The 15,224-nt window shown below is 64.0% G+C and carries 16 protein-coding genes; 11 read left to right on the forward strand and 5 right to left on the reverse strand.

Features of this window, described 5'->3' with window-relative positions:
• Positions 1 to 14: 14 nt before the first annotated feature.
• Both ACLGL5_RS17650 and purD read left to right on the forward strand, forming a co-directional pair.
• Complete coding sequence (locus tag ACLGL5_RS17650; protein WP_038645374.1) at positions 15 to 836, forward strand: phytanoyl-CoA dioxygenase family protein; 822 nt, start codon at positions 15 to 17, stop codon at positions 834 to 836.
• A 154-nt stretch (positions 837 to 990) separates the two neighbouring features.
• Positions 991 to 2,268, forward strand: a complete 1,278-nt coding sequence (gene purD, locus ACLGL5_RS17655) for a phosphoribosylamine--glycine ligase (protein WP_069091664.1) — start codon at positions 991 to 993, stop codon at positions 2,266 to 2,268.
• A gap of 17 nt (positions 2,269 to 2,285) precedes the next feature.
• Here purD and ACLGL5_RS17660 read toward each other — a convergent pair whose 3' ends face one another.
• Positions 2,286 to 3,398, reverse strand: a complete 1,113-nt coding sequence (locus tag ACLGL5_RS17660; protein WP_069091665.1) for a glycoside hydrolase family 25 protein — start codon at positions 3,396 to 3,398, stop codon at positions 2,286 to 2,288.
• 134 nt (positions 3,399 to 3,532) lie between these two features.
• Complete coding sequence (locus ACLGL5_RS17665; RefSeq protein ID WP_064983566.1) at positions 3,533 to 3,769, reverse strand: hypothetical protein; 237 nt, start codon at positions 3,767 to 3,769, stop codon at positions 3,533 to 3,535.
• 214 nt (positions 3,770 to 3,983) lie between these two features.
• Here ACLGL5_RS17665 and ACLGL5_RS17670 point away from each other — a divergent pair, with 214 nt between their 5' ends.
• Together ACLGL5_RS17670 and ACLGL5_RS17675 are read left to right on the forward strand one after the other, a co-directional pair.
• Positions 3,984 to 5,753, forward strand: coding sequence for an acyl-CoA dehydrogenase family protein (locus ACLGL5_RS17670; RefSeq protein WP_069091667.1), 1,770 nt, complete (start codon positions 3,984 to 3,986; stop codon positions 5,751 to 5,753).
• Between the two features lie 31 nt (positions 5,754 to 5,784).
• Positions 5,785 to 6,537 carry a crotonase/enoyl-CoA hydratase family protein gene (locus tag ACLGL5_RS17675; protein ID WP_038645383.1) on the forward strand — a complete coding sequence of 251 codons (753 nt, stop codon included), beginning with the start codon at positions 5,785 to 5,787 and terminating at the stop codon, positions 6,535 to 6,537.
• A gap of 12 nt (positions 6,538 to 6,549) precedes the next feature.
• On the opposite strand, the gene pdxH is transcribed toward ACLGL5_RS17675, so the two are convergent.
• Complete coding sequence (gene pdxH, locus ACLGL5_RS17680) at positions 6,550 to 7,167, reverse strand: pyridoxamine 5'-phosphate oxidase (protein ID WP_069091668.1); 618 nt, start codon at positions 7,165 to 7,167, stop codon at positions 6,550 to 6,552.
• 40 nt (positions 7,168 to 7,207) lie between these two features.
• On the opposite strand from pdxH, the gene ACLGL5_RS17685 reads away from it, so the two are divergent.
• From ACLGL5_RS17685 to ACLGL5_RS17700, 4 genes are all read left to right on the forward strand, one after another.
• Positions 7,208 to 7,669 carry an RT0821/Lpp0805 family surface protein gene (locus ACLGL5_RS17685; protein ID WP_027046613.1) on the forward strand — a complete coding sequence of 154 codons (462 nt, stop codon included), beginning with the start codon at positions 7,208 to 7,210 and terminating at the stop codon, positions 7,667 to 7,669.
• 261 nt (positions 7,670 to 7,930) lie between these two features.
• The gene (locus tag ACLGL5_RS17690) at positions 7,931 to 8,860 is read left to right on the forward strand and encodes a DnaJ C-terminal domain-containing protein (protein ID WP_019856961.1); all 930 of its coding nucleotides are present in this window, start codon (positions 7,931 to 7,933) and stop codon (positions 8,858 to 8,860) included.
• Positions 8,861 to 8,965: 105 nt separating this feature from the next.
• Positions 8,966 to 9,784, forward strand: coding sequence for an enoyl-ACP reductase FabI (gene fabI / locus ACLGL5_RS17695; protein WP_019856962.1), 819 nt, complete (start codon positions 8,966 to 8,968; stop codon positions 9,782 to 9,784).
• Positions 9,785 to 9,836: 52 nt separating this feature from the next.
• Positions 9,837 to 10,424 carry a histidine phosphatase family protein gene (locus ACLGL5_RS17700; RefSeq protein WP_064983034.1) on the forward strand — a complete coding sequence of 196 codons (588 nt, stop codon included), beginning with the start codon at positions 9,837 to 9,839 and terminating at the stop codon, positions 10,422 to 10,424.
• Between the two features lie 10 nt (positions 10,425 to 10,434).
• Here the strand turns inward: ACLGL5_RS17700 and ACLGL5_RS17705 are convergent, their stop codons facing one another.
• Positions 10,435 to 10,695, reverse strand: coding sequence for a DUF1344 domain-containing protein (locus ACLGL5_RS17705; protein ID WP_019856964.1), 261 nt, complete (start codon positions 10,693 to 10,695; stop codon positions 10,435 to 10,437).
• A gap of 184 nt (positions 10,696 to 10,879) precedes the next feature.
• Between ACLGL5_RS17705 and aroC the strand changes: the two genes are divergently transcribed.
• A complete protein-coding gene (gene aroC / locus ACLGL5_RS17710; RefSeq protein WP_069091669.1) occupies positions 10,880 to 11,995 on the forward strand; it encodes a chorismate synthase in 1,116 nt (371 codons plus the stop codon).
• A gap of 76 nt (positions 11,996 to 12,071) precedes the next feature.
• Positions 12,072 to 13,172: a 3,4-dihydroxy-2-butanone-4-phosphate synthase gene (ribB, locus tag ACLGL5_RS17715; protein WP_069091670.1), complete on the forward strand. Its 1,101-nt coding sequence runs from the start codon at positions 12,072 to 12,074 to the stop codon at positions 13,170 to 13,172.
• A gap of 57 nt (positions 13,173 to 13,229) precedes the next feature.
• Here the strand turns inward: ribB and ACLGL5_RS17720 are convergent, their stop codons facing one another.
• On the reverse strand, positions 13,230 to 14,453 hold the full coding sequence (locus ACLGL5_RS17720) for an MFS transporter (protein WP_069091671.1): 1,224 nt from the start codon (positions 14,451 to 14,453) through the stop codon (positions 13,230 to 13,232).
• Positions 14,454 to 14,572: 119 nt separating this feature from the next.
• Here ACLGL5_RS17720 and ACLGL5_RS17725 point away from each other — a divergent pair, with 119 nt between their 5' ends.
• On the forward strand, positions 14,573 to 15,181 hold the full coding sequence (locus tag ACLGL5_RS17725; protein ID WP_019856969.1) for a TetR/AcrR family transcriptional regulator: 609 nt from the start codon (positions 14,573 to 14,575) through the stop codon (positions 15,179 to 15,181).
• Positions 15,182 to 15,224 lie beyond the last annotated feature (43 nt).

The raw sequence follows: 15,224 nt of genomic DNA on the forward strand, positions 1-15,224 counted from the left end.
GAAAGGAGGACACCATGGCTCCCCAGACTGCTGCCCGCGCCATCGACACCAGCCTGATCGATGCGGAGACGATTGCCGACTACCAGCGTGACGGCGCGGTTTGTATCCGCGGCGCGTTCAAGGGCTGGGTCGACACGATTGCCGCCGGCATCGAGCGCAACATGCAAAACCGCAGCGCCACCGCGTCCGACATCGCCAATGGCCGCGGCAGTTTCTTCGACGATTACTGCAACTGGGAGCGCATTCCCGAATTCGTCGAGTTGGTGCGGAAGTCGCCGGCCGCCGAACTGGCGGCGGCGGTGATGCAGTCGCGCACCGCGCAGTTCTTCCACGATCACGTTCTGGTCAAGGAGCCCGGCACGCAGAAGCCGACGCCCTGGCATCAGGATATCCCCTATTACTTCGTCGATGGCCAGCAGACGGTCAGCTTCTGGATCCCCATCGATCCGGTGAAGGAGGCAACGCTGCGCCTGATCGCCGGCTCGCACAAATGGGACAAGATGATCCTGCCCGTGCGCTGGCTCGACGACAGCAATTTTTATGCCGGCGAAGGCGACTATTTGCCGGTGCCGGATCCCGACAACGACCCGTCGATGAAAGTGCTCGAATGGGAGATGGAGCCGGGCGACGCCATCCTGTTCGACTTCCGCACCGCGCATGGCGCGCGCGGCAATCTAACCGCGGCGCGGCGCCGGGCGCTGTCGCTGCGCTGGGTCGGCGACGATGCCCACTATGTCGAGCGGCCGGGTCGTACCTCGCCGCCCTATCACGGCCATGGCATGCGGCCGGGGCAGAAATTGCGCGAAGACTGGTTCCCGGTGGTCTTTCCCGGCTGAAGCGGGCCAGAATATGGGCGCCGGAATTCGGCGCCCATATTCGGCCGGGGATAACGTTCCCGTGCGCAATTCGGATCAAAACACCCTGATGCCTTGACCCGTCGCCCGGAGAGCAATAGCGGGTGCTCTCCAGGGTTAGCATCAAGAGGTGGCCATGAACGTTCTTCTTCTGGGCTCCGGCGGCCGCGAACATGCGCTTGCCTGGAAGATCGCCGCCTCGCCGCTGCTGACCAAGCTTTACGCGGCCCCCGGTAATCCCGGCATCGGCGCTGGGGCCGAACTGGTGAAGATGGATATCACCGACCACGCCGCTGTCGCCTCCTTCTGCCGGGAGAAGAAGATCGACCTCGTCGTCGTCGGTCCGGAAGGGCCGCTTGTCGCCGGTATCGCGGACGATTTGCGCGCCGAAAACATCCGCGTCTTCGGGCCTTCGAAGGCCGCCGCGCGGCTGGAAGGCTCCAAGGGTTTCACCAAGGACCTCTGCGCCCGATACGACATCCCCACCGCCGCCTATGGCCGTTTCAACGATCTTGCCTCGGCCAAGGCCTATGTCGAAAAGACGGGTGCGCCGATCGTCATCAAGGCCGATGGGCTCGCCGCCGGCAAGGGTGTCACGGTCGCCATGACGCTGGACGAGGCGCGGGCGGCCCTCGATGCCTGCTTCGAGGGCTCCTTCGGCGCAGCCGGTGCGGAGGTGGTGGTCGAGGAATTCATGACCGGCGAGGAGGCGAGCTTCTTCTGCCTCTGCGACGGCACGACCGCGCTGCCTTTCGGCACGGCACAGGACCACAAGCGTGTCGGCGACGGCGATGTCGGCCCCAACACCGGCGGTATGGGCGCCTATTCCCCGGCGCCGGTGATGACGCCGGAAATGATTGAGCGCACCATGCGCGAGATCATCGAGCCGACGATGCGCGGCATGGCCGAGCTTGGCGCGCCCTTCGCCGGCATTCTCTTTGCCGGGCTGATGATATCAGACAAGGGGCCGAAGCTGATCGAATACAACACCCGCTTCGGCGATCCGGAATGCCAGGTGCTGATGATGCGGCTCAAGGACGACCTGCTGGTGCTGCTCAATGCCGCCGTCGACGGTCAGCTGGCGCACACGTCCATACGCTGGCGCGATGAGGCAGCACTCACCGTAGTGATGGCGGCGCGGGGCTATCCCGGCACGCCGGAAAAAGGCTCGGTCATCCGCGGCGTCGGGGAAGCGGCGGGCGAAGGCGCCCAGATCTTCCATGCCGGCACCGCCATCAACGGCGGCGCGCTGGTCGCCAATGGCGGCCGCGTCCTCAATGTCACCGCCACCGGCGCCACGGTCGGCGAGGCGCAGAAGCGGGCCTATGCCGCGCTCGACCGGATCGATTGGCCGGACGGATTTTGCCGCCGCGACATCGGCTGGCAGGCCGTGGCGCGCGAGCGGGCGAGCTGAGATTTCGGAGCGGCGGCCTACGGCTGACCGCGATCGATTTCGGTCGAACCGGTGCTCACGGGGTCGGCCGCGGCAAGGGCGGCGTCCAACTGCTCGGGTGGGCGTTGCCCGGTCCGCTTCCAGGCGACATATTGCACGATGCCGAAGCCCGGCCTGCGCGGCACCGTCTTCACAACAGGCATGCGGAACCCGTCGCGGAATTTGGACCAGCGCGAACCGAGCACCGCGACCATTTCCTCGAAGGTCGGCGGCGTTGCTACATCCGCATAGATGAGGGTGGTCTTGCCGGCGAGCGCTGCTTCGCGCGACAGCGGCACCGGCACGCTGGCAAGATAGTCGGATGGCACGTCGATGAGCCCGCCAAAGGGCCATTGCTGGCGCAGCATGGCGGCATCCGCCGGCACGACGTTGACGTCGATGTCATTGGGCGTGCCGGCCACCCTGTAGGGGCAGCGGAAGCGGCCGCAATTGGCTTGCGCGGAAAATTGCCAGAGCGCGTAGCCCTGCCAGTTGCCCATCGGAAAATGCACGTCGATATCAGGCTTGTAGCGTGCGTACCAAAGCGGCAGCCGCGACAAGAGCCGGTACTTGTAGCGGTTATCGGCGATGTACTGCGCGGTCTTGCCGTTGGTGTAGAGCACCGGGAAGCGGCCGATGCGCCGATGCACCTGGCGCACGAATTCCTCCGCATCGTCGAGCGACATCCATTGCGAGGGATCGATGCCCTCGATGTCGAGCGCCATGAGATCGTCCGGTGCCGGATCGGCGAAATCGAGGAAATTATTGGCCTGCTCGACCGGATTGCCGGGGCGGGCGAGATGATAGGCGCCCCATTTCAGTCCCAGCGCCTTGGCCACGACCCGGCGCGTCTGAAACAGTTCGCGCGTCACCGCATGGCGTTTCCACAGCGCCTTGCAGAGCTTCACGTCGGTGTCGCTGCCGAAACAAAAATAGGGCGGCGGCATGCCGTCCGACGCCTTGTTGATGAAGGCGGCGATGCGCTTGTCGGTGGCCAACTGCGCCCAGTCGATGGAATTGTATTCGTAGGCGTCGATCACCAGCGCGCGGTCGGCGTTCTTCCACGGCTCGGAGAAATCCGAAGCCTTTGACGCCGATATCAGCGCCATCATCGCCGCAAGAGCGATCGCTGAGCGGCGAAGAAGGTGCGCCGGCGTTTTCAAACAGGGGGTCCCCGTTGATCAAACACCGATGGTGAACCGCTATGGTTAAGGAAATGCTTCTCGATGCAGAGGCCGTTGGGAAGCTAGCGCCGGCTGAAGGGCTGAAATTCAAACGGATCGGGCGCGGGCTCCTGCTGCAGCGTGCCTTCGGCGGCGCGCTTGCGGTGGTGGGCAAGAGAACATTGCGGCGAGCACAATATGCCGCGATCCGACCAGTAGGCCGCACCGTGCTCCAACTGGCCGCCATGATGCCAAAACCCTGTCGCGCGGTAAGGCAAGCCGCATTCGATGCAGCGATAGGCGTCGGGTCTGGCGAGCATGGGCTTGTTCCGGTCGGCTGGTTCTGGTCTGTCGCCGGTCGGCTTGATGCGGCGCCTATCGAATTTAATACAGGCCGGCGCGATTGCAAAATCCACGTGACAAAGTTTGACGTTTACGTAAAAAGAAACGGGGAGACCGCCCAAAGGCGGATGGTTTTGCAGCCGCGCCGGCTCTAGGATTGGCGAGGCCGGTGCATCAGGAGGATCGAGCGGCATGTATCGGGCACCGGTCGAGGATATCGCGTTCACGCTGAAGCATGTTGCCGGCATGAAATCCGCCCTTGATGCCGGCAGGTTCGGCGATCTCGGCGAGGACCTGGTCGACGCCGTCCTTGGCGAGGCCGGCCGTTTCGCCACCGAGGAGGTGGCACCGCTCTACAAGATCGGCGACGAGCAAGGTGCGGTGCTTAGGGATGCCGCCGTCACCATGCCGCGCGGCTGGAAGGAGCTTTATCGCCGCTGGATCGATGGCGGCTGGAACGCATTGTCGGGGCCGGAAGAGTATGGCGGCCAGGCGCTGCCGACCATGCTGGGCGTCGCCGCGCTCGAAATGTGGAACTCGGCCGCCATGGCCTTCGGCATCGGCCCGACGCTGACCATGGGCGCGGTCGAAGCGCTCGACAAGCACGCTTCCGAAGCGCTCAAGGCGAAATATCTCGAAAGGCTCGTCTCCGGCGAATGGATGGGCACGATGAACCTGACCGAGCCTCAGGCGGGCTCCGATCTCGCCGGCTTGCGCGCCCGCGCCGAGCCCGCTGGCGACGGCACCTACCGCATCTTCGGCCAGAAGATCTTCATCACCTATGGCGAGCACGATTTCACCGACAACATCATCCATCTGGTGCTGGCTCGGCTGCCCGATGCGCCCGCCGGCACACGCGGCATCTCGCTGTTCCTGGTGCCGAAATTTTTCGTCAACGATGATGGCTCGCTTGGCACCCGCAACGACGTCTTCTGTTCCGGCCTCGAGCACAAGCTCGGCATCCATGCTTCGCCGACCTGCACCATGATTTATGGCGACGGTTTCCAGGGCGCCGGACCCGGCGCCATCGGCTGGCTGATCGGCGAGGAAAACAAGGGTCTCGCCTGCATGTTCACCATGATGAACAATGCCCGCCTGGCCGTCGGCATGCAGGGTGTCGCGGTCGCGGAAGCCGCCACCCAGAAGGCGATCGCCTATGCCAATGAGCGCCGCCAGGGCAAGGCGGCGGATTATGCCGGCGCCGGCATGGCGCCGATCGTCCATCACCCCGACGTGCAGCGCAATCTCCTGACCATGAAGGCGCTGACGCAGACGGCGCGGGCGATCAGTTATTCCTGCGCCCACGCCATCGATATGGCGCGCGTCTCGGATGGTGATCAGGCTGCGCATTGGCGTGATCGCGCCAACCTGCTCACGCCGCTGGCCAAGGCGTTTTCGACCGATGTCGGCGTCGAGGTGGCTTCGCTCGGCGTGCAGGTGCATGGCGGCATGGGCTTCATCGAGGAAACCGGTGCGGCAGCCTTCTACCGCGACGCGCGCATCGCGCCGATCTACGAGGGCACCAACGGCATCCAGGCGATCGATCTGGTCACCCGCAAGCTGCCGCTCGGCGGCGGCGAACATGTGCATGGCTTCATCGGCGAATTGGCCGCCGTCGCCAACGCCGTGCGGACCTCAAACCTGCAAGGTTTCGGCCGCACCGCCGATGCTCTCGACGCAGCCCTTAGCGACCTGACGCAAGCGACGCGCTTCCTGCAGAAACCGTCGGCCGACGGCCGGATGGAAGAGGTGCTGGCGGGAGCGACGCCGTATCTCAGGCTGATCTCGCTTGCCGCCGGCGGCGCCTATCTGGCGCGCGGCGCTCTTGCCGATCAGGATCGCATCGCCCTGTGCCGCTTCTTCGCCGAAAACCTGCTCGGCGAGGCACGCGCCTTGAAGGAGCGTGTCATCGACGGCGCGGAGAGCCTCGCTGCCGCCGGCAAGGCGCTGATATCAGCTTGAATTCTCTTAGCGCTCACCAGGGAAGAAGACCGTGACAGACCATATCCTCGTCGAGCGCCAGGGCGCCATCCAGATCATCCGCATGAACCGCCCGGACAAGAAGAACGCGCTGACGCGTGCCATGTACGCAAAGATGTCGGCGGCGCTTGCCGAGGGTGACGCCGATCCGGCGATCCGCGTCCATGTCTTCCTCGGCGTGCCCGGCGCCTTCTCCTCCGGCAACGATCTTGCCGATTTCATGGTTGTCGCCACCGGCGGTGACGGCGGCACGGAAGTCTGGGATTTCCTGATGGCGCTGGCCAGGGTCGAAAAACCCATCGTCTCCGGCGTCGACGGCATCGCGGTCGGCATCGGCACGACGATCAACCTGCATTGCGACCTGACCTTCGCCACGCCGCGCACCGTCTTCAGGACGCCTTTCGTCGATCTTGGCCTGGTGCCCGAGGCTGGCTCCAGTTTGCTGGCGCCACGCATCCTTGGTCAGCAAGGCGCTTTCGCGCTGCTCGGCCTAGGCGAAGGTTTTTCCGCCGAGCGCGCGAAGGCCGCCGGCTTGATCTACGATGTGGTCGAGGAGGCCGCGCTGGAGGCCTCGGTCCTTGCGGCCGCCAGCCAGATCGCCACTAAGCCGCCGCAGGCGCTGAAGATCGCGCGCGATCTCATGCGCGGCTCGCGCGACGACCTCGTTGCCCGCATCGGCGAGGAAAGCCAGCATTTTCGCGATCGGCTGAAGTCGGATGAGGCGCGCGCCGCGCTCACCGCGTTCATGACCAGGAAGAAGAGCTGAGGCCTTGCCCTTTCAGGGATAGAGCCGCGTCTTGTCCCAATCGCCTTGGGCGTTGCGGGTAAAGACCACCCGGTCATGCAGCCGGAATGGACGGTCGTGCCAGAACTCGATCGTCTTCGGCACGATGCGGAAACCCGACCAGTGCTTCGGGCGCGGAATCTCGCCGATGGCGTAGCGCGCCGTGTATTCGGCGACAGCTTTCTCCAGCGCGAAGCGGCTTTCCAGCGGCCGTGACTGCTTCGACGCCCAGGCGCCGATGCGGCTGCCGCGTGGGCGCGTCGCGTAGTAGGCGTCGGCCTCGGCATCGCTGACGATCTCCACCGGGCCGCGAATGCGCACCTGGCGGCGCAGCGATTTCCAGTGGAAACACATCGCCGCCTTCATGCTGCCAAGAATCTCCTGGCCCTTCGCACTCTCGAAATTCGTGTAGAAAACAAAGCCGCCTTCATCGAACCCCTTCAGCAGCACCATCCGCACATCCGGCATGCCTTCGGCGTCGACGGTCGCCAGCGCCACGCCGTTGGCATCGTTGATTTCGCTCTTGGTGGCGTCGTCAAGCCATGCGGCAAAGAGGCGAAACGGCTCAGCCACTTCGGTAAAGTCACTGGTTGTTAACTCTGTGTCACTCATAGTTTTTCTCAAATTGTCACGAAATCAGGGAGGTTGCCGATTGTCGCGTATCGCGCAAGCTTTTGACAGCAGGCAATGGAGCGTTATCGCTTCGGCCAGCGCGAAAGCGGCGATCGTGGCGGCCGCCTTGCCGCTTGCCGCCTGCGGCGCGGGTGGCTTCAGCCTGGAAAAAGCCGAAGTCGACCGCTCGATCCTGACCAGCAGCACGCAGCCTCAATCGGCGCCTGCCGATTCGGATCGCGACTCCGACCAGACGACGATCGGCAATGCGGTGTCCTCCGCCGACATCGAGCAGCTCGGCGGCCAGGCCGTGCCGTGGGCCAATGCCGGCACCGGTTCACGCGGCTCCATCACCGAACTCGCGGAATTGAAAGACCGGGGCCAGACCTGCCGCCGCTTCAAGGCTTCGCGCGAAAGCTTTGACGGCGTTGCCATGTTCGAGGGCGAGCTCTGCCTGGCCAGCGCCGGCGGCTGGCGCATGCAGGGCTTCAAGGCGCTCTGAGCCTGATCCGAAAGTCGATCGGGTCGGCTTGGCGGGTCTTTTCGCCGCCCAGCGCGTCGCCGATCTTGCCGATATCCCGATATCGGCTGCGATCGGCTCCTTCCGGATCGGCAAAAATCCCTCGCCAAGCCTCAGCCGCCGACTTTCGGATCAGGCTCTGATTTTCCGCCTTCAATATGGCCACCCGCTACTGGAATTTCTTCCTATCCGAGCGCATATAGGGGGCAAGTATGGACTCAACTCATTTCCAGGGCAGGAAGCATGCGCGACCCGTATGAGGTCCTGGGCGTTGCAAAGAACGCATCGGCCAAGGACATAAAATCGGCGTACCGGAAACTCGCCAAGAAACATCATCCGGACCAGAATCCGAATGATCCCAAGGCGAAGGACCGTTTTGCCGCGGCCAATCAGGCCTATGAGATCGTCGGCGACGAGAAGAACCGTGCCGCTTTCGATCGTGGCGAGATCGACGCCGACGGCAAGCCGCGCTTCCAGGGTTTTGAGGGCGCCGCCGGTGGCGGCGACCCCTTTGCCGGGTTTCGCCGCCAGCAAGGCGCCGGCGGTTCGCGATTCGAATTCCGTTCGGGGCGCCCGGGCGGTGATCCGTTCGACGGCAACAGCGATATTTTCAGCCAGATCTTCGGCGACGCCTTTTCCGGCGCGCGCGGTGCCGGCATGGGCGACCGCCGCCAGCCGGCGACGGCGGCTGATCTGAACGTCACGCTCGACGTCACCATCGAGGAAGCGGCGACCGCCGAAAAGGTGACGGCGATGTTCCCGGATGGCCGCAAGGTGGCGGTCAAACTGCCGGCCTTTGTCGAGGATGGCCAGACCATCCGGCTGAAGGGGCAGGGCGAGCAGGGGCCGGGCCAGCCCGGCGACGCGCTGGTCAAGATCCATATCCGCCGGCATCCGCGCTACCGCATCGAGGGCCGCGACCTGCATGCCGATCTGCCGGTGTCGCTGGCGGATGCGGTGCTCGGCGCCAAGGTGCCGGTCGAGACGCCGACCGGCAGGCTGGCGGTCAACGTCCCCGCCTGGTCGAGCTCGGACAAGGTCCTGCGGCTCAAGGGCAGGGGCCTGCCGGAAAAGGCCGGCGGCCACGGCGATCTCTACGCGCATGTCCGCATCATGCTGCCGGAGGGCGGCGACAGCGCTCTCGAAGCGTTGCTGCGTGGTCAAAAAGGCTGATCCAGCGCTCTTGTCCCCCGAACTGTCCGGTTTGAGCGCTTGAAGGGGCTGTGTGCCTGTGCGATAGGCACTCCACAAAGCACAAACCTTGCGGAGAGCGCTCACATGGCGGGTGGACAGGGCCTGATGGCCGGCAAGCGCGGACTTATTCTTGGCGTCGCGAACAACAGGTCGATAGCCTACGGCATCGCCAAGGCATGCGTCGACCATGGCGCCGAGATCGCGCTGACCTATCAGGGCGAGGCGTTCAAGAAGCGTGTCGAGCCGTTGGCGGCGGAACTGGGCGCCTTTGTCGCCGGCCATTGCGACGTCACCGATCCGGCGAGCCTCGACGAGGTTTTCGCCAATGTCGCCAAGCATTGGGGCAAGCTCGATTTTCTCGTCCATGCCATCGCCTTCTCCGACAAGGACGAGCTGACCGGCCGCTATGTCGAGACGACGCGCGACAATTTCCTGCGCACCATGGACATTTCGGTGTTCTCCTTCACGACCATCGCCAAGCGCGCCGAGGCGCTGATGACCGAGGGCGGTTCACTGCTCACGCTGACCTACTACGGCGCCGAGAAGGTGATGCCGCACTACAACGTCATGGGCGTCGCCAAGGCCGCGCTCGAAGCCAGCGTGCGTTACCTTGCCGTCGATCTCGGCGGCAAGAAGATCCGCGTCAACGCGATCTCGGCCGGCCCGATCAAGACGCTGGCCGCCTCGGGCATAGGCGACTTCCGCTACATACTGAAGTGGAACGAATACAATTCGCCGCTGAAGCAGACGGTCACGCAGGAGGAGGTCGGCGATTCCGGCGTCTATTTCCTGTCCGACCTGTCGCGTGGCGTCACCGGTGAGGTGCACCATGTCGATTCCGGCTATCACGTGGTGGGCATGAAGGCGGTCGACGCGCCTGATATTTCGACGGTCAAGGAATAACGCCCTCCGCTCATCCTCCGCCCAGGCCCTGGCCCGACCTCCGGAAGACCTGATGTACCCGCTGGTTTATATCGTGCGCCACGGCCAGACCGCGTGGAACGCCGAATTCCGGCTTCAGGGCCAGGCCGACACCGATCTCAATGCCCTTGGCCGCGAGCAGGCGACCGGAAACGGGCGTCGGCTGGCCGACCTTGTCGGCGATCCCGGGGAATTCGACTTCGTCGCCAGCCCGATGCGGCGGACGCGCGAAACGATGGAACGCATCCGCGCCGCGATGAAACTCGATCCGCTCGCCTATCGAACCGATGTCAGGCTGGTCGAGGTCAATTTCGGCGACTGGCAGAGTTTTACCTTTGCCGAACTCGAGACACAGTCTCCCGGAGCAAGCCGGTTCCGCGCATTGGACAAATGGAATTTTCAGCCGCCGGGCGAGGGGGCGGAAAGCTACCAGATGCTGCTCGAACGGGTGAAACCCTGCTTCGACGAGATCGACCGCAAGACGGTTTGCGTGACGCATGGCGGCGTCATGCGCACCCTGTTCCGTTTCGTGCTCGATATGGCCGAGGACGAGGCCGCGAACCTCGAAATACCACAGGATCGCGTGCTCAAACTCGAAGGCAAGAGCCTGGAGTGGCTTTAAGCCGCCTGACCTAGTTCGTGTCGCTGTCCGGCAACTGCATATCGGTCACGACATTCTCGCCATTGGTCACGTCGTAGGCGATGACGATGTCCATGCCCGGCTTCAGCGAGTCGAGATCGGTTTCGGCGTTCAGCTTGTAGGATTTACCGTCGTCCAGCGTCAGGGTCAGCGCGTCCTTGTCGACCTTCTTGATCAGGCCTTCGGTCTGTCCGGCGAAGGCGGCGGTGGAATAGAGCAGGGTGGCGGCAACAGCGCCAATCAGGGTACGCATGATCGTCCTCTTTGGTCATTGCGCCGGCACTGTGGCGGCGGATCCTCAACGGCGGATGGAAGAAAGCAGAAACCAGCCGAATGTGTCAAAACTTAAACGGCAGGGATGACAGTTTGACCACCGCAAAAAACGCCAATAGAAGGCAGGCTTCAACCGGCTCCGCTGCCGGGCAGGGCACTTTTCCATGTCTCACAACACGTTCGGCCATCTTTTCCGCGTCACCACTTGGGGCGAAAGCCATGGCGCAGCGCTTGGCTGCGTGGTCGATGGCTGCCCGCCCGGCATCCGCTTTACGCGCAACGAAATCCAGGCCGAACTCGACAAGCGCCGGCCGGGCCAGTCGCGCTTCGTCACCCAGCGCCGCGAACCCGACGAGGTGAAGGTGCTGTCCGGTTTCGTCCTCGACGAGGACGGCGAGACGATGATCACCACCGGCACGCCGGTCTCCATGCTGATCGAGAATGTCGACCAGCGATCGAAGGACTATGGCGAGATCGCCCGCCAGTACCGGCCCGGCCATGCCGACTACACTTATGACGTCAAATACGGCATACGCGACTATCGCGGCGGCGGCCGCTCCTCCGCCCGCGAGACCGCCGCCAGGGTCGCCGCAGGCGCGCTCGCCCGTAAGGTGGTGCCCGGCATGGTGGTGCGCGGCGCCCTGGTTTCGATGGGCGAAAAATCGATCGACCGCGCCAACTGGAACTGGAATTTCATCGGCGACGCGGAGAATCCGTTCTTCACGCCCGACCCTGCTTCGGTTCCCGTCTTCACGCAATATCTCGACGGTATCCGCAAGGCCGGATCCTCGGTCGGCGCTGTGATCGAGATTGTCGCCGACGGCGTGCCGTCGGGGCTTGGCGCGCCGATCTATGCCAAGCTCGACCAGGACATTGCGTCGGGCCTGATGTCGATCAACGCCGTCAAGGGCGTCGAGATCGGCAATGGTTTCGAGGCCGCGCGCATCACCGGCGAACAGAATGCCGACGAGATGCGGATCGGCAATGACGGCAAGCCGGTGTTCCTGTCCAACAATGCCGGCGGCATCCTTGGCGGCATCTCGACCGGTCAGGCGATCGTGGCCCGCTTCGCCGTCAAGCCGACCTCGTCGATCCTGACGCCGCGAAAGTCGATCGACAAGGACGGCAACGACGTCGAGGTGATGACCAAGGGCCGGCACGACCCCTGCGTCGGCATCCGCGCCGTGCCGATCGGCGAGGCAATGGTTGCCTGCGCGATTGCCGATCACTATCTGCGGCACAGGGGACAGACGGGGAAGGGAATAGGCAGTAGGGAATAGGCAGTAGGCCGCCCGAAACAGCCTTTTTCTTCCCTTCTGCCTACTGCCGAATCCCTGCGAGCGAAGCGAGCATCCCATGCCTTACGATCAGAAGAAGATTGTCGAAGCCATCCGCGCATTCGAACGCGGCGAGATCGTCGTCGTCATGGATGATGACGGGCGCGAGAACGAGGGTGACCTGATCGTCGCCGCCGTTCACTGCACGCCGGAAAAGATGGCCTTCATCGTGCGCAACACCTCGGGCATTGTTTGCACGCCGATGCCGCGTGAGGAAGCCAAGCGGCTCAACCTGCAGCCGATGGTCGCCGACAATGATTCCGCCCACACCACCGCCTTCACCGTCAGCGTCGATTTCAAGCATGGCACGACGACAGGCATTTCGGCCGAAGACCGCACGCTGACCGTGCGCAACCTTGCCAACGGCAATGTCGGCGCCTCCGATTTCGTCCGCCCCGGACACATCTTTCCGCTGATCGCCCGCGAAGGCGGCGTCCTGATGCGTTCGGGTCATACCGAAGCGGCGGTCGATCTCTGCAAGCTCGCCGGCCTGCCGCCGATCGGCGTCATTTCCGAACTGGTCAACGACGACGGCACCGTCAAGCGCGGCCCGCAAGTGCAGGCTTTCGCCGAAGAGCACGGCCTGAAGCAGGTGTCGGTCGCCGACCTCATCGCCTACCGCCAGCGCAAGGAAACGCTGGTCGAGCGTGTCGCCTGCTCCGATATCGACACGCTTGGCGGCAAGGCGCAGGTCTTCACCTACACGCTGCCCTGGGACACGATGCATCACGTCGCTGTCGTTTTTGGCGATATACGCGATGGCGAGGACGTGCCGGTGCGGCTGCATTCCGAGGATGTGGTGACCGATGTCTTCGGCACCAGCCATCGCCTGGACGGCATCATGAAAGCGATGGGCGAGCGCAAGCGCGGCGTCATCGTCTATCTCAGAGAGGGCTCCGTCGGCGTCGCGCACCAGGAGCGCAAGCGTCCGCTGAGCGGCGACCGCGAAGATCACGAAGAGGCGCGCCGCCGCGAAAACGAATGGCGTGAAATCGGTCTCGGCGCGCAGATCCTGAAGGATCTCGGCATTTCCTCGATCAACCTGATCGCCTCGCGCGAGCGTCATTATGTCGGCCTCGAAGGGTTTGGCATCCACATCGCCAAGACCGAGATCCTCTAGAATATATCGATATTCGGGTCAGGTCGGCCTGACCTGAATCTCAACTTATCCTGCCTGTCACTCCGCGGGAGCGACCGCAGCGTCGCATCCGTCCAGCTCGCATTTTTGCGTGGCCAGGATGCGCTGGCCGAGCAGCACGGTGGCGAGCGCAATCGTGCCTGATGCCACCGAGACCCAGAACCCGTTCTGGGCGCCGAACGCATCCACCACGGCGCCGGCGGCGAAGGAGCCCAGTGCCATGCCGATGCCGATCCCGGTGGTCACCCAGGTGATGCCTTCGGTCAGCATCGCTTCCGGCACATGCCGTTCGATCAGGCCGAAGGCCGTGATGAAGGTCGGCGAGATCGCCACGCCGCTGATGAAGACGGTCAACGCTAGAAGCGGCACGCTGCTGGCGGTGAGCGGCAGTAGCGTGCCGAGCGTGACCAGGGCGACCGCGATGGCAAGCTGGCGTTGCAGTGGAGCCTTCAGGTTGAGCGCGCCGACAATGATGCCGAGCACGAACGACCCCAGCGCGTAGACGCCGATGACGAGGCTGGCGGCGCCGGGCTGGCCGAGCTCTTTTGTGATGGCCACCGTGCTCACTTCCGTCGTCGCGAAGGTGGCGCCAATGAAGATCAGGGCAAAGGTGATGATCTGCACTGGCCACAGGCGGATCGCCGAGCCGCTCGAGTCGTGGTCCACCGGGCGCACTTGCGGCTCGGTCGATCTCTGCAGGATGAACGCGGTCGACCCCAAGGCGAGGAACAGTGTGCTCGCCAGCATGCCCGCTTCCGGAAACAGGGCGGCGCTGAGGCCGACCGACAGCGATGCGCCGGCGATGTAGACCAGTTCATCCGCCGCCGATTCGAAGGCGAAAGCGGTGTTCATCTCGGGCCGGCCCCGGAAAAGCTCCGTCCAGCGCGCGCGCACCATGGCAGGCATACTGGGCATGGCCGCCGCCAGCAGCGCCGACACGAACAGCGTCCAAACCGGCCAGTCCTGATTGGCGGCCGCAATGAGAGTGATGAAGGCGAGCACGGAGATGATTGTCGTGGGCACGACGATCCGCGTCTGGCCAAGGCGATCGACCAGTCTTGATATTTGCGGCGCCAGGAATGCGTTGGCCAGAGCGAATGTCGCCGAGACGGCACCCGCCAACCAGTATTCGCCACGCGTCTGCGACAGCATTGCCACGATGCCGATCGGCGCCATGGCGATCGGCAGGCGCGCCATGAAGCCGGCGGCCGCAAAGCCCCTCGCTCCAGGGGCGCGGAAGATTTCTGAATAGGGGTTTTGCATGGGGTTCCTCGACAAAGGGCGGTTCGACAATTACATACGAAGCGTATGAGGATTAGATAGAGCATACGCGACGTATGTCAATTGGCATACGGAACGTATGTGAATAGGACCAGACGGAAATGCACAGACCCCGCAAGGAAATGATCGCCGAAACGCGCGCCAAGCTGATTGCTGCGGCCCGCCAGGCCTTTGGCACGATCGGATATGCCGAAGCGTCGATGGATGATTTCACGGCATCGGCCGGGCTGACGCGCGGCGCCCTCTATCACCATTTCGGCGACAAGAAGGGACTGCTGGAGGCGGTTATCGCCGAAATCGACGGCGAGATGGCGGCCCGGGTGAATGAGGTGGCGTCGAGAGCGCCGACCCGCTGGCAGCATTTCGTCGACGAATGCACGACCTATATCGAAATGGCGCTGGAGCCGGAAATCCAGCGCATCATGTTCCGCGACGGTCCGGCCGTCTTGGGCGATCCGGCGCAATGGTCGAATGCCAATGCCTGCGTCGGCTCAATGACCGATCATCTGACCGCGCTGCAAGGGGAGGGGGTGGTCGTCCCGGGCGTCGACCCCGAGACCGCCGCACGGCTGATCAACGGGGCGAGCAGCCAGGCGGCGCAGCGGATCGCCAATTCTAACGACCCCGAAGCGACGTCGAAGATAGTGGTTGCGGCGTTCAAGCAACTGCTCGAGGGACTGCTCAGAAAACCGGGTTCGCAACAGAACTAAATCCTCGTTGGGCGCACCGCTGTCCACCGCTCATGATTGACAA

This window comes from Mesorhizobium sp. U510, assembly GCF_059180695.1.